This window comes from Proteus sp. TJ1640, from assembly GCF_003144445.1.
Taxonomy (GTDB): domain Bacteria; phylum Pseudomonadota; class Gammaproteobacteria; order Enterobacterales; family Enterobacteriaceae; genus Proteus; species Proteus penneri.
This window is the reverse complement of record NZ_PENY01000022.1, coordinates 177648-202930: the sequence shown is the minus strand read 5'-3', so window position 1 is coordinate 202930 and position 25283 is coordinate 177648. Positions and strand designations below refer to the sequence as shown.

The 25283-nt window shown below is 38.6% G+C and carries 22 protein-coding genes and 1 tRNA gene; 14 read left to right on the top strand and 9 right to left on the bottom strand.

Translation table 11 applies throughout. The features are described from left to right. The first annotated feature begins 9 nt into the window (after positions 1–9). Positions 10–273 (top strand): DUF1435 family protein, encoded by a 264-nt coding sequence (locus DK861_RS10315; RefSeq protein ID WP_109400025.1) that lies wholly within the window; start codon positions 10–12, stop codon positions 271–273. 63 nt (positions 274–336) lie between these two features. On the opposite strand, the gene DK861_RS10310 is transcribed toward DK861_RS10315, so the two are convergent. Next, positions 337–423: transfer RNA gene (locus DK861_RS10310), tRNA-Leu, on the bottom strand. Positions 424–536: 113 nt separating this feature from the next. Continuing rightward, positions 537–1553: a 16S rRNA (guanine(1207)-N(2))-methyltransferase RsmC gene (gene rsmC / locus DK861_RS10305; RefSeq protein ID WP_072064368.1), complete on the bottom strand. Its 1017-nt coding sequence runs from the start codon at positions 1551–1553 to the stop codon at positions 537–539. Between the two features lie 129 nt (positions 1554–1682). Here rsmC and DK861_RS10300 point away from each other — a divergent pair, with 129 nt between their 5' ends. The 11 genes from DK861_RS10300 (at position 1683) to deoD (ending at position 14176) form a co-directional block, all read left to right on the top strand. Further along, positions 1683–2093 (top strand): DNA polymerase III subunit psi, encoded by a 411-nt coding sequence (locus DK861_RS10300; RefSeq protein WP_072064367.1) that lies wholly within the window; start codon positions 1683–1685, stop codon positions 2091–2093. Beyond that, positions 2062–2508, top strand: coding sequence for a ribosomal protein S18-alanine N-acetyltransferase (rimI, locus tag DK861_RS10295; protein WP_072064366.1), 447 nt, complete (start codon positions 2062–2064; stop codon positions 2506–2508). Before DK861_RS10300 ends, rimI begins: the two co-directional genes overlap by 32 nt. A 665-nt stretch (positions 2509–3173) precedes the next feature. Then, a complete protein-coding gene (gene prfC, locus DK861_RS10290; protein ID WP_109400024.1) occupies positions 3174–4763 on the top strand; it encodes a peptide chain release factor 3 in 1590 nt (529 codons plus the stop codon). 733 nt (positions 4764–5496) lie between these two features. Continuing rightward, complete coding sequence (locus tag DK861_RS10285) at positions 5497–5841, top strand: BON domain-containing protein (protein ID WP_109400023.1); 345 nt, start codon at positions 5497–5499, stop codon at positions 5839–5841. Between the two features lie 129 nt (positions 5842–5970). Next, positions 5971–7026 (top strand): patatin-like phospholipase family protein, encoded by a 1056-nt coding sequence (locus DK861_RS10280; protein WP_109400022.1) that lies wholly within the window; start codon positions 5971–5973, stop codon positions 7024–7026. 2 nt (positions 7027–7028) lie between these two features. After that, entirely contained in the window at positions 7029–7811 is a 783-nt protein-coding gene (locus DK861_RS10275) for a TatD family hydrolase (RefSeq protein ID WP_109400021.1), read from the top strand. 289 nt (positions 7812–8100) lie between these two features. Next, complete coding sequence (locus DK861_RS10270; protein ID WP_072064361.1) at positions 8101–9399, top strand: NupC/NupG family nucleoside CNT transporter; 1299 nt, start codon at positions 8101–8103, stop codon at positions 9397–9399. Between the two features lie 520 nt (positions 9400–9919). Then, on the top strand, positions 9920–10699 hold the full coding sequence (deoC, locus tag DK861_RS10265) for a deoxyribose-phosphate aldolase (protein WP_072064360.1): 780 nt from the start codon (positions 9920–9922) through the stop codon (positions 10697–10699). 67 nt (positions 10700–10766) lie between these two features. Continuing rightward, on the top strand, positions 10767–12089 hold the full coding sequence (deoA, locus tag DK861_RS10260) for a thymidine phosphorylase (RefSeq protein WP_109400020.1): 1323 nt from the start codon (positions 10767–10769) through the stop codon (positions 12087–12089). Positions 12090–12155: 66 nt separating this feature from the next. Then, positions 12156–13382, top strand: a complete 1227-nt coding sequence (gene deoB, locus DK861_RS10255; protein ID WP_072064358.1) for a phosphopentomutase — start codon at positions 12156–12158, stop codon at positions 13380–13382. Positions 13383–13459: 77 nt separating this feature from the next. Beyond that, positions 13460–14176, top strand: a complete 717-nt coding sequence (gene deoD / locus DK861_RS10250) for a purine-nucleoside phosphorylase (protein WP_006536106.1) — start codon at positions 13460–13462, stop codon at positions 14174–14176. Positions 14177–14262: 86 nt separating this feature from the next. Here the strand turns inward: deoD and DK861_RS10245 are convergent, their stop codons facing one another. Then, on the bottom strand, positions 14263–14712 hold the full coding sequence (locus DK861_RS10245; RefSeq protein ID WP_109400019.1) for a hypothetical protein: 450 nt from the start codon (positions 14710–14712) through the stop codon (positions 14263–14265). 693 nt (positions 14713–15405) lie between these two features. Between DK861_RS10245 and DK861_RS10240 the strand changes: the two genes are divergently transcribed. After that, positions 15406–17142 (top strand): pyridoxal-dependent decarboxylase, encoded by a 1737-nt coding sequence (locus DK861_RS10240; RefSeq protein ID WP_072064356.1) that lies wholly within the window; start codon positions 15406–15408, stop codon positions 17140–17142. Between the two features lie 96 nt (positions 17143–17238). Here the strand turns inward: DK861_RS10240 and DK861_RS10235 are convergent, their stop codons facing one another. From DK861_RS10235 to DK861_RS10220, 4 genes are all read right to left on the bottom strand, one after another. Then, positions 17239–17505, bottom strand: coding sequence for a DksA/TraR family C4-type zinc finger protein (locus tag DK861_RS10235; RefSeq protein WP_109400018.1), 267 nt, complete (start codon positions 17503–17505; stop codon positions 17239–17241). Between the two features lie 156 nt (positions 17506–17661). Further along, positions 17662–18822 carry an MFS transporter gene (locus DK861_RS10230; RefSeq protein WP_072064354.1) on the bottom strand — a complete coding sequence of 387 codons (1161 nt, stop codon included), beginning with the start codon at positions 18820–18822 and terminating at the stop codon, positions 17662–17664. Between the two features lie 27 nt (positions 18823–18849). Further along, on the bottom strand, positions 18850–20148 hold the full coding sequence (locus DK861_RS10225; protein ID WP_109400017.1) for a hypothetical protein: 1299 nt from the start codon (positions 20146–20148) through the stop codon (positions 18850–18852). Positions 20149–20187: 39 nt separating this feature from the next. After that, a complete protein-coding gene (locus DK861_RS10220) occupies positions 20188–21375 on the bottom strand; it encodes an ROK family transcriptional regulator (protein ID WP_232240013.1) in 1188 nt (395 codons plus the stop codon). 285 nt (positions 21376–21660) lie between these two features. Between DK861_RS10220 and DK861_RS10215 the strand changes: the two genes are divergently transcribed. Further along, positions 21661–22077 carry a Rap1a/Tai family immunity protein gene (locus DK861_RS10215; RefSeq protein WP_109400016.1) on the top strand — a complete coding sequence of 139 codons (417 nt, stop codon included), beginning with the start codon at positions 21661–21663 and terminating at the stop codon, positions 22075–22077. A 105-nt stretch (positions 22078–22182) separates the two neighbouring features. Here the strand turns inward: DK861_RS10215 and pyk are convergent, their stop codons facing one another. Both pyk and DK861_RS10205 read right to left on the bottom strand, forming a co-directional pair. Next, positions 22183–23634: a pyruvate kinase gene (pyk, locus tag DK861_RS10210; protein WP_109400015.1), complete on the bottom strand. Its 1452-nt coding sequence runs from the start codon at positions 23632–23634 to the stop codon at positions 22183–22185. A gap of 61 nt (positions 23635–23695) precedes the next feature. Then, positions 23696–25030, bottom strand: coding sequence for an MFS transporter (locus DK861_RS10205; RefSeq protein WP_109400014.1), 1335 nt, complete (start codon positions 25028–25030; stop codon positions 23696–23698). Positions 25031–25283 lie beyond the last annotated feature (253 nt).

Below are 25283 nucleotides of genomic sequence, written 5' to 3'. Positions count from 1 at the left end.
TGAGTTATTATGGCTAAATTAACACGTTTATCTTCAGTCGCTTCTTGGGCATCTCGTATCAGTTTATGGGAAATGTTAGCGGTTTCTTCTTTGCTTACCGTCATTATGCACTCGATTGCTGGAACATCTGCATTTACGTTAGTTTTAGTTGTTTCAATGCTGCTATCAACATTGATGTTATTCCATAAGAAATTGCAGATGTGGGTGATGATCCCGGCTGGTGTTGTGTTGACTTATAGCTTAATGACACTGTTAGTCACATATTCTGGATAATGAATAGAGAGCAATAAAGGATTATTAACTGGGGTTATCAAAGGAAAAGAAAGGTTTATTGAGTGGTGCGAAGAGGGGGACTTGAACCCCCACGTCCGTAAGAACACTAACACCTGAAGCTAGCGCGTCTACCAATTCCGCCATCCTCGCAGTCAGACAGAACGCGAATTCTATGCCAATTATTTTTGGCATCAATTATTTTTTATCAATAAATATCTTGGTGATGAAAAATAAAGCCCTGTCATAAATAACAGGGCTTGTGATTAGTCTTTCTTGGTGGCTTGGTAAACTTTGAATTTACCTGTTGATGCAAGCACTTCATGAGAGCCAAATACATGATCCAGGATATCTGGATAAGGGATAAACGAATTCGCTACAATGCGTAATTTACCGCCTTTTTTCAGATAATTTGGTGCAAGGCGAATAATATCTTCAGCAGCAGTATAGCTTGTACCTAAACCATCATGGAAAGGCGGGTTTGAGATTATCCAATCATAAGTTTCTTCAACGGCAGAATAGACATTACTCGCAATCACTCGGCCTTCTAATTCATTCACATTTAATGTCGCAATACTGGAAGAAATTGCCGCTGCATTTACATCACACAAGGTGAGTTTCAACATTGGGTTTTTCTTGCCTAAGACTGTAGCAAGAACGCCACAACCACATGCCATATCCAGTAAATCGCCAACCATTGCATCATCAAAAGTTGAAAGTAATAAACGGCTACCTTCATCTAATGCATTTTGGCTAAAGACACCCGGTAATGCCATTACGGTTAAGTCGTCATGGCGATAGGTTTGCCACCAGTTATTACGGTCAAACAGTGTTTGATATGTTTGAGTACCAAAAAATAAGCTACAACGGCGTGCAGAATCTATTTTTTTAAGTTTAGCGATGCCGTTCATTAATTCAGTGGCACTTTTAACACCGCTACGGTTTTCACCGACGATAAAAATTTCAGTACCCACTTGTAAGTTAGAGCAAAGGCTACGCAGTTGGAAAGTGGCTTCGTTTTTATTTTTAGGCCAAAAATAGATCAAGGTATTGCAATATTTCACAAAGGATTGATCTGCAACTAAACCGAAGAGTGCATTATCCCCCATTGATTTTAGTAATGGTAGCCACTGGTGATATTGGTTGGTATATGCTCTGACACTTTTTGCCTGAATTTGCGCCGCAAAAGTATCTTGAAGATCACCTGCAATAAGTACATGCCTGTCTGCGAAATGATCTAGGTGACGAAGAATAACTTCGCTAGCAGGGGACAGTGAGGACATTATGATTATTACTCCTTAAAAAACATGAGACGCATGATATCAGATATAAAGAAACCGACGCTATTTATTGGCGTAGTTTATGCCCTCTGATACTATGTACCGTTGTTCTACACTTGATAGGTAAACATAATGAGCCGTAAAGACAGAATGTTATCCCAACTTGGAATTCGTCAGTGGGTACTTCATAAGCCTGCTGTGTTAAAAGGCGAGCATTCTGTTCAATTTCCGGATACAACACGTTTACTTATCATTACTGATGATACCGTTGATCTAAATAACGGGCTTTTCTCTGATATTTTTAGCGCCATGGGGATAGATAAAGACGAAATCTATTGTATTACAACAGATGATGTGAGCATGCTCACAGAATCATTCAATCTTCCCTGCTGGTTATTAGGCACTGATCTCATACTTCCCTCTGAATATACTTCTCTGAGAAGCCCTTCATTACATCAGTTATATTTTGATGCTGATGCAAAACGCGATCTTTGGAAACAAATTTATCAATATGAAGACCATTTCACTCTTAAACCCTGCTGATTTACCTTTAGCATGGGAAATTGAAAAATTAAGTCATTCATTCCCTTGGAGTGAAGAAACATTTTATAGTAACCAAGGTAGTCATTATTTTAATCTGAAAATTTGCATTGATAATATTATTGTAGGTTTTGCAATTACGCAATTAATATTAGATGAGGCAACACTTTTTAATATCGCAATCCATCCTGATTATCAGGGGAAAGGTTACGGTAAAGCACTTTTATTGGAACTGATTGAAACACTTGAGAAAAAAAATATTACTACCTTATGGTTAGAGGTGCGAGAATCTAATGAAAAAGCATTCAATCTCTATGAATCTATAGGATTTAATTTCGTTTCAAAACGCAAAAACTATTACCCAACGAAGACGGGAAATGAAGATGCGATTATCATGGCTTATCCTATTTCTTTCTAATTAAATCTTTATTTAAGTTAAATTTAAAACGCCTTCTATTAGGCGTTTTTTGTTTTATTTGAAGAATGATAATTTTATTTTTTCATTATTTTTATTTGAAATTTATCTTTATTTTTACTTAATGTAAATTTATCAAGTTAATTTCACTTTTGTCATTGTTAAATTTTAAAACGTCAGGTGATTATAACGGTGTTAAAAAGGTGAATAATATTTAAAAGAAGTAGTTGAGTATTTGCTTTTATTTTAAATAAAGTGATTAGTCTCTAAATATAGACAAAATTAAATCTAAATGAAGGTATGTTTATTTAGATCCTTATATTCAATCCTGGACCGAAAATAAATAGGCTAACGCTTTGCTTTATTGTTAGCTCATAAAGGTAGCTTGTAGAATTTTTAGTAAACATAGGTATGCTGAGCGTATCAATGAAAACAATGTTGCTCTATAAGGCAGTAGGTACGATTAATTTTTTCAAACACTAGGCATCACTCCCTCAAGTAGATAAAATAGTAACCATTGATTGTTTATACAGACAAGATAGGCGAAAATAAGCGCCAATTAAGATTAACTTACGGGTTGAATGTTTTTATAGTCACGTTAATTATTACTTATAGCAATATATCAGTGTCTTACATTCACTCGTCTATCAACCAGAAGATCACCATTGATGTCTAATCCTATTTTTCAGCAAGAAGTTGCTCGTCGTAGAACTTTTGCCATTATTTCCCACCCCGATGCGGGTAAAACAACCATCACTGAAAAAGTGTTGTTATTCGGACAAGCAATTCAACGTGCAGGAACCGTAAAAGGCCGTGGTTCAAATCAGCATGCAAAGTCTGACTGGATGGAAATGGAAAAACAACGTGGTATTTCTATTACAACCTCAGTTATGCAGTTCCCTTATGCGGATTGTCTAGTTAACTTATTAGATACCCCAGGGCACGAAGACTTCTCTGAAGATACTTATCGTACTTTAACTGCAGTTGACTGCTGTTTAATGGTTATTGACTCTTCTAAAGGGGTCGAAGATCGTACTCGTAAATTAATGGAAGTCACACGTTTACGTGATACCCCAATTCTGACTTTTATGAATAAACTTGACCGTGATATTCGTGATCCAATGGAAGTCATGGATGAAGTTGAAACAGAATTAAAAATTGCGTGTAGTCCGATTACTTGGCCTATTGGTTGCGGAAAACTCTTCAAAGGGGTTTATCATATTCTGAAAGATGAAACTTATCTTTATCAAACTGGTCAAGGCCACACTATTCAGGATTCTCGTGTTATCAAAGGGTTAGATAACCCAGAGCTTGATGAAGCGATAGGTGACGATTTAGCAAGTCAATTACGTGATGAATTAGAGTTAGTATTAGGTGCTTCTCACGAATTTGATCATGAGGCATTTTTAGCAGGCGAATTAACCCCAGTGTTCTTTGGTACTGCATTAGGTAACTTTGGTGTTAACCATATGCTTGATGGCCTTGTAAAATGGGCGCCAGCACCAATGCCTCGTCAAACTGATATACGAGAAGTTACTGCTTCTGAAGAAACGTTCACCGGTTTCGTCTTCAAGATCCAAGCCAATATGGATCCTAAGCACCGCGACCGTGTTGCATTTCTACGTGTTGTATCTGGTATGTATGATAAAGGTATGAAGTTACACCAAGTTCGAATTAAAAAAGATGTGGTGATTTCTGATGCATTAACCTTTATGGCAGGCGATCGTTCTCACGTTGAACATGCTTATCCTGGCGATATTATTGGTCTTCATAACCACGGTACCATTCAGATTGGTGATACTTTTACTCAAGGTGAAATTCTGAAATTCACGGGTATTCCAAACTTTGCGCCAGAATTGTTCCGCCGTATTCGTTTACGTGATCCATTAAAACAGAAACAGTTACTTAAAGGATTGGTGCAGTTATCAGAAGAAGGTGCTGTACAAGTCTTTAGACCACTGGCAAATAACGATTTAATCGTCGGCGCGGTCGGTGTACTTCAGTTTGATGTGGTTGTTGCAAGACTTAAGAGTGAATATAACGTTGAGGCGATTTATGAATCCGTTAACGTTTCAACGGCACGCTGGGTTGAATGTAATAACGAGAAAAAACTCGAAGAGTTTAAACGTAAAAATGAACAAAACTTGGCACTTGATGGCAGCGATAACTTAACTTATATCGCACCAACGATGGTCAATTTGAATTTAACACGTGAGCGTTATCCTGATGTTGAGTTCCATCAGACCCGTGAGCACTAATTACTCGTCATACTTCAAGCTGCAACGTTGTTGACTACGTTCATTCGCACTAGTCACATACTTATGTATGTGACTAGCGACTCATTCACTTGTCGCCTAGTTGCAGCTTGAATTATTTAGAGTAATAGCATGTTCGTGCTGATGCTTAAAGTTGCCGCTTGAACTATTTAGAGTAATAGTATTCTCATGCTTATACTTAAAGTTGTCGCTTGAACTATTCAGAGTAATAGTATTCTCATGCTTATACTTAAAGTTGTCGCTTGAATTATTTAGAGTAAGAGTGTGTTCATACTTTGAACATTTAACTTAATGAAAAGGCTATGTTTTTTAATATAGCCTTATTTGTTGCTTCGCTTTATTGAGTCTTTATTCTTAATAAACCCATCGCTGTGAGAGACTCGATTTTCTTTGTTAAATATCCTCTGTATATCCCTAATATCCTACCGAAAAACCCTCCTTCATTTGGAATTACTCTTTTTTTTTTCTGTTAACATGATGCCTGTTTTTACACTTATTTATAAATATATGTAAAATTTTTTATAGATTTATTTTTCATTTTTAGAATAAAATTATTAGGATTAGTCTTTATTTGCTATTTTTTACTTTATTTAACTCGGATAGCTTATTAGTGTAATAGCTTAGATTGTTAAATTTTTGTAGTGCTTAATAAAAAGACAGACATTAAAACACACGTATATTTCCTATCTCAGTTATTGTGATTAGGGGGAGAGCAATGAAACAATATAAGACGCTAAAATTGGCGTTATTAATGTCAATCGGCTTAGCTTTTGTCAGTATGGGCGCGTCAGCTGAAACATCGTGGTATAGCGAGATTAATAAAAGTGGGAATAATACGGGTCACTATTTAAGTGATACTTCTATTTCTAATACAATTCAAGATACGCTATTACCAATGCAAGATATTAATAGTGATAATATTTCTATTCGTACTGAGTTTGGGCATGTCTTTCTTTCCGGTTTTGTTGATAGTAAAGCGCAAGAAGAAAAAATCTTACAATTTATTGAAAAAATTGAAGGTGTTAAAAGCGTAGATTCAGATGTAAATATCAAATCATAAGCGTGATTTTCTTTTATATTCGTTACACTCTAAGAATATATTGTCTAATTTATTTGAATGAGTACGGAAAAAGAATGACGTCAAAAAAATGTGCGGGTATCCTTTGTTAAGTTGTATTAAGGAGACATTATGGGGAAGTATATACCTGTCACATTAAATAATATTGCTGCACTCGAATTTCAATCCTCACTACCACAAGGTAAAGTTGCTTTAGTTTGTGAGGGCGGAGGTCAACGCGGGATCTTTACTGCGGGTGTCCTTGATGAATTTATGCGCTCACGATTTGATCCCTTTGATGTTTTACTTGGGGTGTCTGCGGGAGCACAAAATTTGTCTGCTTTTGCCTGTGGTCAGCGTGGATATGCACGTAAAATTATTAATCGCTATACAACCAATAATCAATTCTTCAATCCCATTCGTTTTGTCCGTGGCGGCAATTTACTCGATCTTGATTGGTATATAGACACGACAGCCAAAGAAATGCCTCTTGATATACCAACAGCACTACGGCGGTTTGATACAGGGCGCGAATTTTATATGGTGGCAAGTCGTTCTGATAATTTTCAGGCCAACTATTTTCAACCCGATGAACTGACTTGGCTTGAGATAATCAAAGCGTCCAGTGCTATTCCTGCTTTTTATCGTAATGGGGTTTTATTTCATGATGTTGTTTATCATGATGGTGGTATCAGCGATGCTATTCCTGTGAGAGAAGCTTATCGACGTGGTTGTCGTACTATTGTTGTTGTTCGTACTGTTCCTTCTGAATATCAATACACAACAGAATGGGTCGACCGTATGGGAAAATGGTTTGAAAATAGCCGTTTACAACGTTTTATGGCGATGGCGCAAGTCCATATCGAAACCTATACCGAAACACTTAAATTTATTCAATCGCCCCCAGAAGATGTTGTAGTTATCGAAATCTATCCACCAACGACGCTACAATCGAGTGCATTAGGAAGTCGTTTAAGTGCATTAAATCATGATTATCATGTGGGTAGACGTTGTGGGCGCTATTTTTTAGCGACAATAGGCCAGCATTTTTCTAAGCAAAAATTCAAACAGCACGATAAAAAAATCTTTAGCCTATTTGAGCAAGAAGCAAAGGCGGATAAAGCGGAGGATGCTTCAATTATTCAACAAGGAACAAGAAGTGTGCACCCTGATGTAAGGCAGGTTTAAGAATGGATAAATTTATTGATACTCACTGTCATTTTGATTTTCCGGTTTTTTATAATGATATTGCAAATAGCTTATCTTTAGCACATCAAGCGCAAGTAAAAAAAATCATTATTCCTGCAGTTGCTCGCTGGAATTTTGATGTGGTGACTGAGTTATCAAATGAATATCCTCAATTATATAGTGCATTAGGATTGCATCCTTTATATATTGAAGCGCATACAGAACAACATCTCATTGAATTAGAACAGAAATTGAAAATAGAACCTCGTTGTGTTGCTATCGGAGAAATCGGGCTTGATGACTATATGGATAACCCGCAACCAGAAAAGCAGGAGCGCTTTTTAATTGCACAACTTAAATTAGCGGCTAAGTTTGATTTACCCGTTATTTTACACTCACGTAAAACTCACGATAAGTTAAGTGCCTTGTTACGTCGTTATGATGTTCCTCGTAAAGGAGTTGTACACGGTTTTGCAGGAAGCCAGCAACAAGCTGAAAAGTTTATTCAACAAGGCTATTTTATTGGCGTTGGTGGAACCATTACTTATGAGCGAGCACAAAAGACCCGTCGAGCAATGGCTTCATTGCCGCTTGAATCGCTATTACTAGAAACAGATGCGCCCGATATGCCTGTGAGCGGTTTTCAAGGTGAACCCAATCGCCCAGAACGAATTCAATATGTTTTTTCTCAACTCTGTGAACTACGTCAAGAACCCTCTGAGGTAATTGCACAGCAACTCTATTTTAATAGCCTACAATTATTTCGGTTAAAAGATAATATCTAGTTGTTGAATTGAATTTAACTTTACTGGTTAAAATTGAATACATGGTTTGTTAATCGGATGATGTTTTCTCTCTATTCTGCCTATTCAATAATGCGGTTTTCCCCTCTTTTTGTGTGATCAACTTCTCATTTGTGACTTTTTTGTTACTTTTTTCAGACCCTATTTGTGATGGATGTTGAGGGTTCTTTTCTTAGACTAGGTATAATTATCTGGCAAAAAAGAGTCAATAAGCTCTGGCAAGGGCATTATTGATAATCCATTAAATTTTTATGTGAACAGGGATCCTTCAATGCAACTCATTATGAGCTTGGTCGGAATGGCAACATTAATATTGATAGCCGTTCTGTTTTCCAGCAATCGACGTGCAATTAGACTACGTACAGTTGGTGGCGCATTCCTTATTCAGATTGGCTTAGGTGCATTTGTTCTTTATTCCGACGGTGGTCGCGAGGTACTTCTTGCGATTTCTGATGGCGTTAAGAATGTTATTGATTACGGCAATAATGGGATGAGCTTCCTCTTTGCGGGCTTAGTATCAGATAAAATGTTCGAATTATTTGGTGGCGGCGGTTTCGTATTCGCCCTACGCGTACTGCCTGTTATTGTGTTTTTTTCTTCACTAATTGCAGTGTTGTATTACCTTGGCATTATGCAAATCGTCATCAAAATTCTTGGTGGTGGTTTACAAAAAGTACTGGGTACATCACGAACAGAATCGATGTCTGCAACTGCAAATATTTTTGTTGGACAAACAGAAGCACCGCTTGTTGTTCGCCCTTATATTGCAAGAATGACAACCTCTGAGCTCTTTGCTGTTATGTGTGGTGGTTTAGCCTCTGTTGCGGGTTCTGTGCTTGCTGGATACGCTAGCATGGGCGTACCGTTGGAGTACCTGATTACGGCTTCCTTTATGGCGGCTCCTGGTGGTTTACTCTTTGCTAAATTATTGATCCCTGAAACAGAAACACCAGATGATCAAAAAGATGCGCTTGATAAAATGGCAGATGACGAAAAACCCGCCAATATTATCGATGCTGCAGCTGCAGGTGCCTCTTCAGGTTTACAGCTTGCCCTTAACGTCGGTGCCATGTTACTTGCTTTCGTTGCATTGATTGCATTAGTTAATGGTATCCTCGGTGGTATTGGTGGCTGGTTTGGTTATGAGAATTTCTCATTAGAACTCGTGTTTGGTTGGGTGTTTGCACCTATTGCCTTCCTAATTGGCGTGCCTTGGAGTGAAGCGACCATTGCAGGCTCATTTATTGGACAAAAAATTGTTATCAATGAGTTCTATGCTTACTCTGAATTTAGTAAATACCTCAAAGAGGATGCGCTTGTTGCGGGCTCTGGACTCATGGTGTTATCAGAACAAACAAAGGTAATCATTTCCTTTGCACTGTGTGGTTTTGCTAACCTTTCTTCCGTAGCTGTTTTGTTAGGTGGTTTAGGGGGAATGGCACCAAATCGTCGTCAAGATGTGGCTCGTTTAGGTATGAAAGCAGTACTTGCAGGTACACTCTCTAACTTAATGAGTGCAACGATTGCAGGATTCTTCTTTGCATTAACAGCAATGGCCGTTGTTGCTTAATTAATTTTTATTGTGCAGAGCAGATGGGTTTTGCCTATCTGCTCTTTTATGTTTGTTTTCTGCTGTAATGTTAACTACTTTTATTGTGAGAGATATTTCGCAATTTGTATTGAATAGGGTTAATAACGATATCATTTTATATTGCTCACGCTTTTTTTGCGTTATAAAGACGACTTAAAGGCGCTATTCGAGTAACATTAAACCAGAAAACGACTTAACTGTGATATTTATCACATTTTTATGTTATATATTGCAAGTTGCATTTAATTAGTGTGACGAAAAGCACATCTAATTGTTCCTTAGCGTGTTCAAATAAGATGTGCTGAAACTTCATGGAATGGCGAAAGCTCAATGACGGGTCGCCGAAGTGAGCATAGCGCGGTGAGAGGGAGCTCAGCTGTCGTTGTGGTATTAAGCTGCAACAACATCTTCAAGGAACCAAGTCCGCTCGCCAACAAATTTAATCGCTAACCTTAAGCGTACGCCCAAGAGGGCTTGAGAAACATCGTTGGAGAGTTTTATGACAGATTTAACCGCTGCAGCGCGCCTTGCGCTGTCTTTGATGGATTTAACTACATTAAATGATGATGACACTGATGCAAAAGTGACAGCATTATGTCATCAAGCTAAAAGCCCAGAAGGCAATACTGCTGCTATTTGTATCTACCCACGTTTTATTCCGTTAGCACGTAAAGTGTTACGCGAACAAGGCACTCCTGACATTCGTATCGCAACCGTAACTAACTTCCCTCATGGTAATGATGATCTAGATATTGCATTAGCAGAAACCAACGCGGCATTAGCTTATGGCGCAGATGAGGTTGACGTAGTTTTCCCTTACCGTGCATTTATGGCTGGTAACGAGCAAATCGGTTTTGATATCGTTAAAGCATGTAAAGAAGCTTGTGCAAAAGCAGGCGCTTTACTGAAAGTCATTATTGAAACGGGTGAGCTGAAAGATCCAGCGCTTATCCGTAAAGCATCTGAAATTTCCATCAAAGCAGGTGCAGACTTTATTAAAACCTCTACAGGTAAAGTACCTGTAAATGCAACACTGGAAAGCGCTGAGTTAATGATCCAAGTGATCCACGATATGGGCGTTGGCAAAGAAGTTGGTTTTAAACCGGCTGGTGGTGTACGTACCGCTGAAGAAGCTGCCCAATACCTTGCATTGGCTAAACGCATTATGGGTGACAACTGGGTTGATGCCCGTCACTTCCGTTTTGGCGCATCAAGCTTGTTAGGTAATTTACTAGCCACTTTAGGTCATGGCGAGCAAAAATCGTCTAGTGGTTACTAATCCATTCGTGTAATACGTCCACATTTTATTGTGGGCGTTATCAATGCTATAAAACCAGGAGGTTGCAGTGTTTCTTGCCCAAGAGATTATTCGTAAAAAACGTGATGGTCATCCTTTAACAGAGGAAGAAATTCGTTTTTTCATTAATGGCGTCAGAGATAATACTGTTTCTGAAGGTCAAATTGCTGCATTAGCAATGACTATTTATTTCCACGATATGACGATGCCTGAGCGTGTTGCTCTGACATTAGCTATGCGTGATTCCGGTACAGTACTGAACTGGAAAAGCCTAAATTTAAACGGCCCAATTGTTGATAAACACTCAACAGGTGGTGTAGGTGATGTTACATCTCTGATGTTAGGGCCAATGGTTGCCGCGTGTGGCGGTTATGTTCCTATGATTTCAGGTCGTGGATTAGGTCATACAGGTGGAACATTAGATAAACTCGAAGCAATTCCAGGTTTCGATATCTTCCCTGATGATGAAAAATTCCGCGATATTATTCGTAACGTGGGTGTTGCTATTATCGGACAGACTAATTCATTAGCACCTGCTGATAAACGCTTTTATGCTACCCGTGATATTACTGCTACAGTTGATTCAATCCCGCTTATCACAGCCTCTATTCTAGGTAAAAAATTAGCTGAAGGTTTAGATGCATTAGTGATGGATGTTAAAGTGGGCTCGGGTGCCTTTATGCCAACTTATCAGAAGTCTGAAGAGCTGGCTGAGTCAATTGTCCAAGTAGCAAATGGCGCAGGCTGTCAAACTACGGCACTGTTAACGGATATGAATGAAGTTCTAGCTTCAAGCGCAGGTAATGCGGTTGAAGTTCGTGAAGCAGTTCAATTCTTAACAGGTGAATACCGTAACCCTCGTCTATTTGAAGTCACTATGGCGCTGTGTGTTGAAATGTTAGTATCAGGCCGTTTAGCGGATGATCGTCAACAAGCTCGTCAAAAACTACAAGATGTGTTGGATAACGGTAAAGCGGCAGAAGTCTTTGGTCGAATGGTTGCAGCACAGAAAGGCCCATCTGATTTTGTTGAAAACTACAATAAATACCTGCCAATTGCGGTATTAAGTAAACCTGTATTTGCTGAGAAAGCTGGGTTTATCACAGAAATGGATACACGTGCATTAGGTATGTCTGTTGTGACATTAGGTGGTGGTCGTCGTAAAGCCACTGATGCAATTGATTATAGTGTGGGATTAAGCGACATCGTAGCGCTTGGTGCTGAAATCAATACAGACACTCCGTTAGCGATGATCCATGCGAACAGTGAAAAATCATGGCAAGAAGCTGCGGCTGAAGTCCGTAAAGCGATGGTAATTGGTGACAGCAAACGCGAAGCTTCACCAATGGTGTACCGCCAAATCAGCGAATAAGAACTCAATTACGATTTATCAGTGACATATCCGTGGTCTACGGAGAATGACACAGGAGAGAGAATTATGAAACGTGTACATATCATGGTATTAGATTCCTTCGGTATCGGTGCTGCCGGTGATGCGGAGAAATTCGGTGACCAAGGTTCAGACACTTTAGGGCATATCGCACAAGCGTTTGCTGACGGTAAAGCAGATAGAGACGGTCGTAAAGGTCCTCTCCATTTACCTAATCTTTGCCGCTTAGGTCTAGGTAAAGCTGCGGAAGAATCAACAGGCAAATTCCCTGTCGGTTTAGATAAAAATGCAGATATTATCGGTGCTTATGGTTACGCGAGTGAAATCTCTTCTGGTAAAGATACTCCGTCAGGCCACTGGGAAATTGCGGGTGTGCCTGTTCTGTTTGATTGGGGATACTTCAAAGAGCTGAAAAACTCATTCCCACAAGAACTGCTAGAAAACATCGTTAAACGTGCAAAATTACCAGGATACTTAGGTAACTGTCACGCATCTGGTACAGTGATTTTGGATGAACTGGGTGAAGAGCATATGAAAACCGGTAAGCCGATTTTCTATACCTCAGCCGACTCTGTATTCCAAATCGCATGTCATGAAGAAACTTACGGTTTAGATAAATTATATGAGCTGTGTGAAATTGCTCGTGATGAACTAAACAAAGGTGATTACAACATTGGTCGTGTTATTGCGCGTCCATTTATCGGTGACAAGCCGGGTAACTTCGCCCGTACAGGTAATCGTCATGATTTAGCTGTAGAGCCACCAGCACCAACGATGTTGAAAAAACTGGTTGATGAAAAACAAGGCCATGTTGTTTCTATTGGTAAAATTGCTGATATCTACGCAAACGTAGGTATCACTAAAAAAGTGAAAGCAACAGGTATTGATGCACTGTTTGATGCAACACTTGAAGAAATGAAACTTGCGGGCGATAACACAATTGTATTCACCAACTTTGTTGATTTTGACTCCTCTTACGGCCACCGTCGTGATGTTGTGGGTTATGGTGAAGCACTTGAGTTATTCGACCGTCGTTTACCAGAATTAATGGAACTGGTTAAAGAAGATGACATTCTTATCTTAACAGCAGACCATGGTTGCGACCCAACTTGGCCTGGTTCTGATCATACTCGTGAACACATTCCTGTTCTTGTTTATGGTCCAAAAGTTAAACCGGGTTCATTGGGGCACCGTGAAACTTTCGCTGATATCGGCCAAACTGTTGTGAAATACTTCGGTTTATCTCCGGTCGACTATGGTAAGGCAATGTTTTAATTTAACTTCGGTAGGTATAGTAATATGCCTACCGAATGATATTTGAATAGTAAAAAGATCAATTAAAAGGAAGAATTATGGCTACCCCTCATATTAACGCAGAAATGGGCGATTTTGCTGATGTCGTTTTAATGCCGGGCGACCCGCTTCGTGCTAAATACATCGCTGAAACTTTTTTACAAGACGTCCGTCAAGTAAACAATGTTCGTGGTATGTTAGGTTTTACAGGTACGTATAAAGGCCGTAAAGTTTCTGTTATGGGCCATGGTATGGGTATTCCTTCCTGCTCAATTTACGCAAAAGAATTAATTACAGATTTCGGCGTGAAAGTTATCATCCGTGTGGGTTCATGTGGTGCAGTATTACCAGATGTTGAACTGCGTGATGTTGTTATTGGTATGGGCGCATGTACAGACTCTAAAGTTAACCGCCTGCGTTTCAAAGGCCAAGATTTTGCCGCTATTGCTGATTATCAATTAGTTCAGAATGCTGTTGATGCAGCAAAAGCGAAAGACATTAAAGTTCGCGTTGGTAATATCTTCTCTGCTGATCTGTTCTACTCTCCAGATCCAGAAATGTTTGATGTAATGGAAAAATACGGCATCTTAGGTGTTGAAATGGAAGCTGCAGGTATCTACGGTGTTGCAGCTGAATACGGCGCAAAAGCATTGACCATCTGTACCGTATCTGACCACATCAAAAAAGGTACACAAACTACAGCAGAAGAGCGTCAAACTACCTTTAACGAAATGATTGAAATTGCATTAGAATCTGTTCTGTTATTAGAAGACTAATCAATACATCTCGTTGCTTAAAGATACTAAAAACCCAATTTAAGAATTGGGTTTTTTTATGTATATATGTTTAATTAAATTAGAAATTAAGGAGCATAAATATAGGTTTCTAAATAAGGGTCCATTTTAATTGAATAATCTTTTAAATTATCTAAGCTGGGTGTTAATGGCTGTTTGCACTCTTTTTTACTGATAATGTTATTGTCTTTATAAACAATTATACCGTTAAAGTTCCATCCTCTACCTTCACCGTCATAAACAACGTAGCTGTAATTTCCATTCTTAAATCGAATATAAGCCGATGCGCCAGCAACAAACATTTGATGCCCATAAAAGACATTATTATTGGGTTGCTGAGGAACAGGTAGTGTGATCTCTGTTTTTGCAAGTGTGCCATAGCGATAAACAGGCGGCTTTCCATGTTCAACGAACACGCTGACATACTTACCATTTTCAAGTTGGCAGGTAAATTCTTCAGCATAGACACTTGCGGATAATAATACGAATACAGCAGCAATCGCGATACGTGCTTTCATATTGTCTTCTCCGTTAATTACCTACTTTATTACTTTAAGTATCGGCAAAAGAAGCAAAATATGTAGAGTAAATATTCTGATTATTTAGCAGGGTGACTGTCTTTTGTTTTCAACTAGTATTTTCGTTATTTGCAGAATTATTCCCTATGATTATTTTCTTTTTTATATTTTCATTAGTGACTACCTTCTATTTTAGCCTTAACCCATACTTTGTACCTAATAATAGTTAAAATTGTAATTAATTATCTGATTATGGAAAATATTATAGTGATTTCGTTTGATTTCATTGGTAGTAACTAAACTTAATGTAATTTTAGCTGTACTAATTGCGGAAATAACAGATTAATATAATTAATTAAATTGAGACTCCAATGATATCATATGGTTAGCTGGTTATTATTGTATTTTGATTATATTTCAAATAGTTAATAGTATTACGGGGGTTGTTTTTGTTTATGGCCTAATTTTCATTGTGATGTCAGTCACATAAGCATATATATGAAATAATAATATCTGTAAATTTAGCTTTCCGAATATTTGTATCTTATTGATATTAAATAAAATATTTTGTTTTGTGTGGTTATGAGTAGAGCCTATGCGATCACATGAAGCACTAACTAAATTAATTAGGAAATGTATAGTATTGCTATACTGTTCAATTAAGTTATTTTCGGTTTCTATTTGGAGAATATAGTGAAAAATCAAGATTTATTAGGTCTATCTTCTGCTAACATTCTGAATGCGGAATTTGAGAAGAAATACCACGACGTTATTGCTCACTTTTTTAGCCGAGATCCGAAGTATTGGCCGATATTTCAGGATAAAACAATCCAATCGATCACACAGTTTAGAAAAACAACTTCTAACGATAATGACCAATTACAACGTTACTCAAATGGGCAACAACTATTTGAACGTCTAATGACGGATACGCAAATCCAACAAAACATTAATTACCCAGAAAATGATCCTAATGAACTACTGATGTTAGTTTCAACACTGTGTAAAAACTGGGAAAATCCATTAGCTGTTGAAAACGTGATTGCAATGCCAAGTGATCCGGGGGTTTATGGTTCAATCTTAGGGTTAATGGGCAACCCTAACATGGTGTATTGCGAATATTCTGGTGTTGCTGATGCGTTAGAGAAAGTGACGATAAAAAAAGTCGCTAAATTGGTTGGTTACGATCCTGAAGTTGCCTCAGGTGTGTTCACTCAAGGTGGCACCATGTGTAACTTATATGGTTATCTCTTTGGATTACGCAAGTCTATGCCTAATTCTAAACATTTAGGCATGGCAGCAGATCAAGATTATCGCATCATTAACTCCCAAGGTGGTCACTATTCAAATATGACTAACCTGGCCTTATTAGGTGTTGATGTTGATAACAAAACTATCCGTATTAAAGTGTCTGAAGATAACACCATCAATTTAGAACACTTAGAGCGTGAATTAAGAGCGTGCTTTACTGTTAAATGCAAAGTACCCACTATCATGTTAACCACAGGAACAACAGACACCTTTGGTGTGGATGATGTGAAAGGGGTTTGTGAATTACGTGATCGCTTATGTGAAGAATTCGAGATCCCTGTTAAGCCCCATGTTCACGTTGATGCAGCTGTTGGTTGGCCGATTATCTTCTTCTTAGAATATGATTTTAGCAGTAATCCGCTGGCAATTAATGATGTCACCTTAGAAGGCTTACGTCAGAACGTTGAGAAATTTAAACATCTGAAATATGCCGATTCCATTACCATCGACTTCCATAAATGGGGCTATGTGCCTTATACCTCAAGTTTAGTATTGGTGAAAAATGGCAATGACTTCGTGGCACTGGAAAACGATCCAGAAAACTTCACCTATTTTGAACATGAATTAGAAGGGCAGACTCACTTACAATCTACTATTGAATGTACACGTAGTGGTGTGGGTATCTTTGGTGCTTATTCTGCAATGCACTATATGGGGATTGAAGGTTACCAAACCATTATTGCTCACTGTTTGCAAAACGCCAACTACATGCGCCATCAGTTGTTAGAGATGGGGAATGCGAAAGTGATCGTACCGCAAAACCAGGGCCCAAGTGTAGGTTTTAAACTGTATGATCCAAATTTAGTCAAAGATCCTAATGTTGCTTTTGATTTAGAGTTAACGTGCTCTATAGATAAAGAAGCATATGACTTTATGGTTCATAATACGCAGTGGCATAGAAAACTTTTCTTACAACGTGGTAAAGAAGGATTATTTACTAACTGGGTAGATTCTATTGCTTGCTCGAAATATGCGAAAAATAACCGTTATGTTTATCTTCCAGGTGAAAAAGCGGTATTTATGAATCCAAATACTGAACGTGCTCATATTGATAATTTTATGAAGATTTTAACCGAAATGAGTCAAAATATGAGCTCAAAAAAGGTTGCGAAAATCTAACTAAATTATTGTCTGATTAAATAAAACAAACTGTACTTTAATCGAGGAAATCCATATTAAAGTACAGTTTTTATTTTATATGATAATAATTGCAGATTATCTGAGTTGGCTATCTTTACTACCACGGCGATTATACCCACTAAAGGCATTATTTTTTTTATCAAATGCCTCTTGGCAGTTTAAACAATAACGTACACCAGGAACGGCTTTTTGCCGAGCCAGAGAGATTGGCTCACCGCATTCATCACAAAACTCTGCACTTTCACCTTGCGCCATTTGGTTACGAGCTCTGGCAATTGCATCATCAATGGTGGCATCTATTTGCTCTTGAACAGCACTATCATTAGCCCATCCACTTGCCATCATATTCTCCTATTTTAACAGTGAATATAAATACTATTATTAGGGCGATGGCGAAAAAATCAACAAAACAAAAGGAAAATGTACCTTAATTTATCACGATAGAAATAAAAAACCCCTCATATGGAGGGGCAAATTTCAGAGGCATAACGGTTGTTGTTATTGTTTTTGTTCTCTAATAAATAGAGAAATAATAAAGAAGAGGGCGACGAATACAATAATCAGGTTAAAGCCAACAGAAACATTATAGCTTTCTGAAACCTGACCGATTAATGAACCTGCTAACGCACCACCCAATCCAGAAGCAACATAAATCAACCCCATCACCGAGCCACTTTTGCTGGTTAATTTTGTGGCAACGGCGGCGGCTGTTGGAAACAGCACTGATAATGCAAAACCAAATACCATAAACAGATAAACAACATCTTGCACAAAGATACGGCTTACAATAATGGCGATTAGAGAAAACAGTGAGAACAGAATAAGCGTTTTGCGATCACCCAATGCAAGGTTAATAAAGCCACCAATAAAACGACCAATAGTAAATAAGAAAGCAAAACTGGAAATCACATAAGCGGCTGTTTCTGCTTTTTGTGCGCTACTCATATTTCCAATATCCATAGAGGTATAGAAAATAGGGAAGAAGTTTAAGAAAGCGGCTTCAGCAGCAACGTACAGCGTAATAAATAAGATAACTAATAATAGCGATTTTTGTGTCAGTAACTCTAAAAAGTCACTGAATTTCATATCAACTTGTGCGCTGTTTTCTATTTTTAATGTACTCAATACGAGAATAATGACCGCAACAATAACGGCAACACCCACATAAAAAGTACGCCATGAAATAGAGTGTGAAAATAGATATTGTAAAATTAGCGGAGTGACAATCATCCCTACGCCAAACATTGCATTAGAGACGTTAAACATCATGCCAGCTTTCTCTTTATAGAAAGTCGGAATAACGGTCACGATAGAGACAAGCATCGAGCCAATACCTAAACCAATTACCAGATAAAAGCCAAAAAATAGCATCACATTAAAAGCAAGGCTGGTTCCTGTTAAACCAACCGCCATCATTAATGAGCCAATAAACATCATGACTTTTAACCCTTTCTTATCGGTAAAATAGCCTGTTAATAAACTGGCAATTAAAAAACCGATTTGGAAAAAGGTAATTAATGAGCCAACTTGGCTCATATTTAATGAAATATCATGTTGTACTTGTTCAAGAATAAGCCCTTTTGTATTTTGAATGCCACCGAGTAAAAACATCGTGACAAACAGAAGGAAAAAGACTTTCCATTTTTGTTGTTTAGCCATAATTTTATCCTGATTTTCCGCGGTGTATTATTCTTTAATCGTGTTGTTATAGGCGTTATTGTTAGGTGTATTGTGTTCGCCAATTGCATCAAATAATTCTTGAGTAGCCCATCCATAGCAATAATAAAGTAAGTCATCACAAGCACTTTCTTCTGCTGCAATAACGGCTTCAATTAATTGAGGGGCAGGTAAATTCCACATTTGAATACCGCTATAAATAAAGGTATTTGGTTGTGAAAGCTGGCGAACTTTATTATTTTGTTCTGCAACAAAGTGAATAGGAAAACCTTGCTGTTTAAAGGTTTCGTATGAAATGTCATAAGGTAATTCAAATAAGCGTTTGAACGCAGTAAATGCACGCTCTTGGCTTTCGCTATCATGGGCAAAATGATTAATTAACCCTTGAACATCTGCTCCTCCCCCTAATTTATGATAAGGGAAATGCTTGAGTGTTGAAGAGTAACGCGTTAATTCATGATAATTTTGACCTAAGATCCAACTATAAGCTGGTGGCCATAGATCAAGCCATAACGTAATACCACCCGCAGTTTGTTTGGCATCAGACAGTAATTTTTCAACTAATTGAGTCACACTTTGTTGGCGAAATACTTGCCACGCTTTTAACAAAGGATCTTCTTTTAATGCGGCAACAGGTGTTTCGAAATCCGCTTGTTTCAATGAGTCAGCTAAAGCCGCCAGACGCTGTTTGATTTCATTAACAGGTAAACCTTGCTGTACCATTTTCTTTTCACAGTGAGGGCAAAAACAGGTAAATAATCCAGCTGGATTAACTTCTTTACCTGCCCAATCAGGGAAACGAATTCGATCAATTAAAAAGGTGTCATAACCGTAGTTTTGTTTTAATGCTGTGAATGTCTTTTGCCACAATTGAGCGACATCAGGGGCGTTAGGGCAGAGCCAGTGTGTCTGTGGACGGCCTTTAAAATCGACAACCTGATTGTTTTCTACATCCCCTGTGAAATCGCCATTAAGAATATTTGCCCATGGAATGACTTTATATTTTCCGCCATCAGTGGCTTTTTTTATCGTCATTAGCGGATCGGCACCCGCTAAAATAGTTGGATCAACACGTTGGCTTAGACGAGGGAAATCAGTATGAGTGTTGATGTGTAGTGTACCTGTTCCCATAACCACATTATGGATAGGGTTATGAGGTAAATCACCAACAGGGTAAGGGTTACGTTCAAAAATGGTATTAATTTCGACAAATAAATGCTCGACATGCTTCATGCCATCAAGGCGTTGAAGTATAGCGGGCATGCCTTCGTCTAAAATATCATGTGGGTGAAGATGTATTCCTGCCATGAGTTGCTCCCATCTCGTTTAGGTGCTTTTTTATTAGGGTTATCTCAATTGGATCTCGGGCATAAATTGAATTGATGGATAAACCGTAGCCAAGGCAAGAATGGCAATGCCATAAAGCGGGCCTTTTTCCCATAATTCAGACAGCTCGATATTCACTTTGGTGTTAGCAAATAAATGTCTATCTAGATTTGCCTGAACACGCGGTAAAAAGGTATCAGCAGAGCGAGTGATCCCGCCTGTTAATACCACTTTTTCCAGATTTGCAATGGCGACTAAGTTCATAATGCCAATAGCAAGATAATCTGCCATTTCTTCAACTAAGGATTGAGCCAGAGGATCGCCTTGTTGTGAGGCTTGAATAATCTCAATTGCACTAAGATTTTCCCCTCGTAAGCTCGCCATGCGTTCACTTAAACCTGAACCGGAACAGAAACTCTCAAAGCATCCTTTATTGCGCCAATTTCGAAAGAGATGGTCACGAGCAAACATCATATAGCCGATTTCACCGGCTGCATTGTTTGCGCCACGAATAACTTTTCCATCCATTAGCAAGGCGGAGCCTAATCCTGTGCCGATGCCAATTAGCGCACAACTGTGCGTATGACGGCAGTGGCCTTTCCACATTTCACCCACAAGTGCTGCACGAATATCATTTTCGAGTACAACGGGTACATTGAGTTTTTCTGTAAGCTGTTGTGCTAATGGTAAATTATCCCATTGAGGTAAGTTAGGGGAACCTTCTAGCACAACACCATTTTTGATATCGATGATCCCTGGTGTGGCGACACCGATAACATTGATCTTTTGACGGTCTACGCCGCTTTTTTCGATCACATTTTCAATACTTTGTGCAAATTGCGTAATAAAGTGCTCACGATCGTCAGTATCAAAGGTAGGCTCTTGATATTCATACAACAATTCGGCATCTAAGTTAAAAACAGCATAGGCGATTTTGGTTCCGCCTAAATCAATGCTGACACCTAAACTGTGTTGAGGATCGAAGTTAACTAAAATACCTTTTCTACCTTGTCCTGCTGGCGAACTAACACCGCTTTCATAAACGATTTTTTCTTCAAGGAGATCGTTAATAATTTCAGACACCGTCGCTTTTGTAATTCCACTAATTTTGGCTATCTGAGCCCGTGACAAAGGACCTTGATGACGAATGACATTTAATACAAGCGAGGCATTCATTTGCCGTAATGTATTGGGTACGTTCGGTGTCACGTTACTACTCCATTTGTTTAGAAACAAAACTAAAAGATGTTTTTTTTATATTAAATCGTCTGTGATTGATAGTTATGCACCGTTTTATTTACTTTGTAAAGTGAAAAACGGCTAATTAGTTTGGAAACCATCCTAAATGGGTTTGTGATCACAATTTGATGCGTTTGATTTGCACAATGGGAGCCTTTAAAAGATCTTCAATGTATATATTCATTGCACATATTCTTAATGCAGTAAAACAACTAGAATGAAATCAATATCTATTGAATTAAAGAGAAAATCAGCATGAAAAAAGGAATGTTATTAAAAGGGGTCATAGGGATGCTATTGTTATTCCCACTGTATTCACAGGCAGTGACATTAAGCGGTTATCTAGAGGTAAAACGATTATTAGCCCTCGAGCATCCTGCTAATAAACAATTAAAATCGGTGACTCAAGCTTATCTAAACGGTATCGCAAATGGATTTAATTTTTATGCGGTTGCTGTAAAAATTGAGAATCAAGATAACGATAATTTTCGTCCTCTTTATTGCCCACCGCCTAAAATAGAGCAAAATGGCGATTTTATGGTTAAGCATATTGATGCTTATTTAGATAAAAATCCTGAAGTGAAGAACAAACAACAAGAAACGCCGTTGGAGTTAATTTATATTCTAGCATTACAAGATGCTTATCCTTGCCATGCTGATAGCAGTATCTAGACGAAAAATAGCCACATTCCCTGTGGCTAAAATGATTTTGGTGTGCTCTTTTTTTTATTATTTACTTCAGGTTGCCTCTCTCATAAGCCCCTTGATGGAAGACACTCAAGCCGTTGTTGCTTCAACTTGTTTTACAGGAACAAGATGACAACAGTCGCTTTCACCGGTTTTTTCAAAGGTTGATAAACGGGTGATCAAGAGTGAATTCATGTCTGTTAATAATCCCTCTGTTTGCAGTTTTTGCATGATGTTTTCATCACAGTCATTATTATTTTGACGTTGATAAGCCACAGGTGTTACACCACGTAATACCGTTAATTGACCCGCAAGTGTGGGATTATCTGTTAATGCATATACGTTGTTGTTTGGCATAAAACGTGACAATAAGGTCACTGATTTACCATTTTCTGTTAATGCTGCAACACTTAAATGCTTGTCATCATGGAAGGCGCTTGTCGCAGCTGCCAGAGCAATCCAACGACCTGTTTGTGAGTAATAAGACGGTGATTGCCATGGGTTTTCAGCATTAGCTGCAAAAGAGCGTTCGGCTCCTTCAGCAACACGCGCCATTGCACTAACCGCCTCGACTGGATATTTTCCTGCCGCCGTTTCGGCTGATAGCATCACGGCATCAGTACCATCACCAACAGCATTCGCAATATCCATGACTTCGGCACGGGTTGGCATTGGGCTTTCAATCATTGATTCCATCATTTGAGTTGCTGTAATAACAGGGCAGCCTAATGCACGACAACGTGCGATTAGTTGTTTTTGTGCTCCCGGTAAGCTGGCATCACCGATTTCAACAGCGAGATCGCCCCGTGCCACCATAATGACGTCTGACGCTTTAATAATGTCATCCATATTGGCTTCACAAGAAACCACTTCAGCACGCTCGACTTTAGCAACGATTTTGGCATGGCTTCCTGCCGCAATCACTAAACTGCGCGCATATTCAATATCAGCACCATTACGTGGGAATGACACTGCAATATAATCAGCTCCAATCGCGGCGGCTGTGTGTATGTCTTGTTTGTCTTTTTCTGTTAACGCAGGTGCTGATAAACCGCCACCGAGTAAGTTAATACCTTTACGGTTAGAGAGTTTTCCACCTACAGTCACTTTTGTTTCAATTTGATTATTATTTACTGCGCTGACTTGTAATTGGATATTACCGTCGTCGAGTAGCAGAATATTCCCTGGTGTGACTTCCTGAACAAGTTGTGGGTAATCCAACCCAACTTGTTGCTCATCGCCTAATGTTGGATCAAGATCTGCATTTAGAGTAAATGTATCGCCTGGTTTTAAATTAACTGAATCGTTTCGGAAATTAGAGATGCGAATTTTAGGCCCTTGGAGATCAGCTAATATTCCGATAAATACACGATGTTTTTCTGCGACCTGACGGATAGTTGCTGCTGTTACCTGATGTTGTTCTCTAGTGCCATGTGAAAAATTTAAACGAAATACATTAGCACCCGCCAAAATTAGTTTTTCAATCATGTTTTCTGAGCAGCTAGCAGGCCCAAGTGTCGCAACAATTTTTGTCTTACGCATAGTGACATTCTCTTTTTAAAATAGGGATACCTAAAGGTATCCCTTGATGACAACTTTATTATTACATGGTTACTTTTTTCGCATTCCAGACCATCATTGCGAGGAGCAGGGATACGATGGCAGAACCAATCCAGAAATACTGTACTGTGCTGAAGTCATAGTGAGTGACACCATCAATTTCAGTGACTTTAATTAATGATGCAGAAATCAGTTCTTGTGCTGAGGCTGCAATGTAAGCAAATAGTCCAATAAACCCTTTTACTGCACCTACTGCATTTTTCGGCATCAGGTCACAAGCGGTTAAGCCTGCTAAGAACACAACCAGACCACCAATTGCAAAACCAATCATACTTAATGCAATCGCATCCATAACACGGCTTTGTGGTCCCCAGAACATCAGAGCAAAACCTGCGATATTGGCAATACCATAAATCAGTGTTGGAATATGACGGTTAGCGTTAAACAGTTTGTCTGATACGATACCTGCTAAGATTGCACCAAAGAATCCTGCGATTGGGTAAGTTGACATCGCAAAACCAGCGTCAATCAGTGAATAACCTTTTGAACCTTGTAAATAAAGGACTGCCCATGAACTGATTGCATAGCGAGAGATATACATTGCGGCACAAGCTGCTGCGATGATCCATACAGTAGGTTGTTTTAATATGAATAATTGTGCACGGCGTGTTTCTTTTGGATCGTTACTTTTAGCAGATTCAGCTTCTTCACCAAATGCAGTTGCTGGATCTGGCAGACCATAAGTACGAGGGCGATCTTTTAATAGCATTAATAAGATAATACCAGCAGCTAAACTAGCAATACCTGCGCCGATAAAGCCTGCGCGCCAGCCAAAGAAGCTTACAATAGTAGCAGTTAAGATCCAGGTAATTGCTTCACCGATATTACGCGAGCCACCCCAGATAGAATAAACACTACCGCGCTGTTTTGGTGAGAACCATTGGAAGATAGAGACACAAGAAGGAGCAGAACCGACAGATTGGAACCAACCGTTAATACCCCATAATAGGACGAAGAATAGACCCGCGGTTGACATCCCCATAAAAATACAGGTAATTGAGGAGGCAATTAACGAGATGGACATAAAGCGTCCAATATTGGCATAATCAGATAAGAATCCGTTAGAGAACTTACCAAATGCATAAGTAAAGAAGAACGCAGAACCCATTAAGCCCAGTTCAGTTGTTGTTACAATACCCGCATCTAGCATGGGTTTTTTTACCACCCCCAGTGCCATACGAACTACATAGAACATGGCATAGCCAAAAACAAGCCCTATAAAAACCTGCCATTGGTATTTTTTATAAATTGATCTGATCTTTTCATTAGATTCTTCTAATAGAGGGAGATCTTTTCTTGTTTTAAAGAAATTAAACATATAGATAGCTCCGAAAAAAATAGATAAAGCTGAAAGTTTTTAGTCGGAGTGATACTAACGAGTCGGAAGGAATAACAGCAAAACGTTAACAATGGGTCACGATTGACTCATTACCTTAATTCGATGGGTTAAAACTGTAATCTAGGTAATTTATATTAGTATCAAAAGAAGAGAATATAAGCGTATCTACAAAAAGATTGGGTCATAGTTGACTCACAATCGAAATAAAATAATTATCATGAAATTTTAAATT

Coding starts and splice junctions, on each gene's coding strand:
- DK861_RS10205 (WP_109400014.1), bottom strand. CDS start 25,030: ATGTTTAATTTCTTTAAAACAAGAAAAGATCTCCCTCTATTAGAAGAA.
- rimI (WP_072064366.1), top strand. CDS start 2,062: ATGAAGACCATTTCACTCTTAAACCCTGCTGATTTACCTTTAGCATGG.
- rsmC (WP_072064368.1), bottom strand. CDS start 1,553: ATGTCCTCACTGTCCCCTGCTAGCGAAGTTATTCTTCGTCACCTAGAT.
- DK861_RS10230 (WP_072064354.1), bottom strand. CDS start 18,822: ATGGCTAAACAACAAAAATGGAAAGTCTTTTTCCTTCTGTTTGTCACG.
- DK861_RS10275 (WP_109400021.1), top strand. CDS start 7,029: ATGGATAAATTTATTGATACTCACTGTCATTTTGATTTTCCGGTTTTT.
- DK861_RS10280 (WP_109400022.1), top strand. CDS start 5,971: ATGGGGAAGTATATACCTGTCACATTAAATAATATTGCTGCACTCGAA.
- deoC (WP_072064360.1), top strand. CDS start 9,920: ATGACAGATTTAACCGCTGCAGCGCGCCTTGCGCTGTCTTTGATGGAT.
- DK861_RS10270 (WP_072064361.1), top strand. CDS start 8,101: ATGCAACTCATTATGAGCTTGGTCGGAATGGCAACATTAATATTGATA.
- DK861_RS10215 (WP_109400016.1), top strand. CDS start 21,661: ATGAAAAAAGGAATGTTATTAAAAGGGGTCATAGGGATGCTATTGTTA.
- prfC (WP_109400024.1), top strand. CDS start 3,174: ATGTCTAATCCTATTTTTCAGCAAGAAGTTGCTCGTCGTAGAACTTTT.
- DK861_RS10285 (WP_109400023.1), top strand. CDS start 5,497: ATGAAACAATATAAGACGCTAAAATTGGCGTTATTAATGTCAATCGGC.
- DK861_RS10300 (WP_072064367.1), top strand. CDS start 1,683: ATGAGCCGTAAAGACAGAATGTTATCCCAACTTGGAATTCGTCAGTGG.
- DK861_RS10315 (WP_109400025.1), top strand. CDS start 10: ATGGCTAAATTAACACGTTTATCTTCAGTCGCTTCTTGGGCATCTCGT.
- DK861_RS10245 (WP_109400019.1), bottom strand. CDS start 14,712: ATGAAAGCACGTATCGCGATTGCTGCTGTATTCGTATTATTATCCGCA.
- deoD (WP_006536106.1), top strand. CDS start 13,460: ATGGCTACCCCTCATATTAACGCAGAAATGGGCGATTTTGCTGATGTC.
- DK861_RS10235 (WP_109400018.1), bottom strand. CDS start 17,505: ATGGCAAGTGGATGGGCTAATGATAGTGCTGTTCAAGAGCAAATAGAT.
- DK861_RS10225 (WP_109400017.1), bottom strand. CDS start 20,148: ATGGCAGGAATACATCTTCACCCACATGATATTTTAGACGAAGGCATG.
- deoB (WP_072064358.1), top strand. CDS start 12,156: ATGAAACGTGTACATATCATGGTATTAGATTCCTTCGGTATCGGTGCT.
- pyk (WP_109400015.1), bottom strand. CDS start 23,634: ATGCGTAAGACAAAAATTGTTGCGACACTTGGGCCTGCTAGCTGCTCA.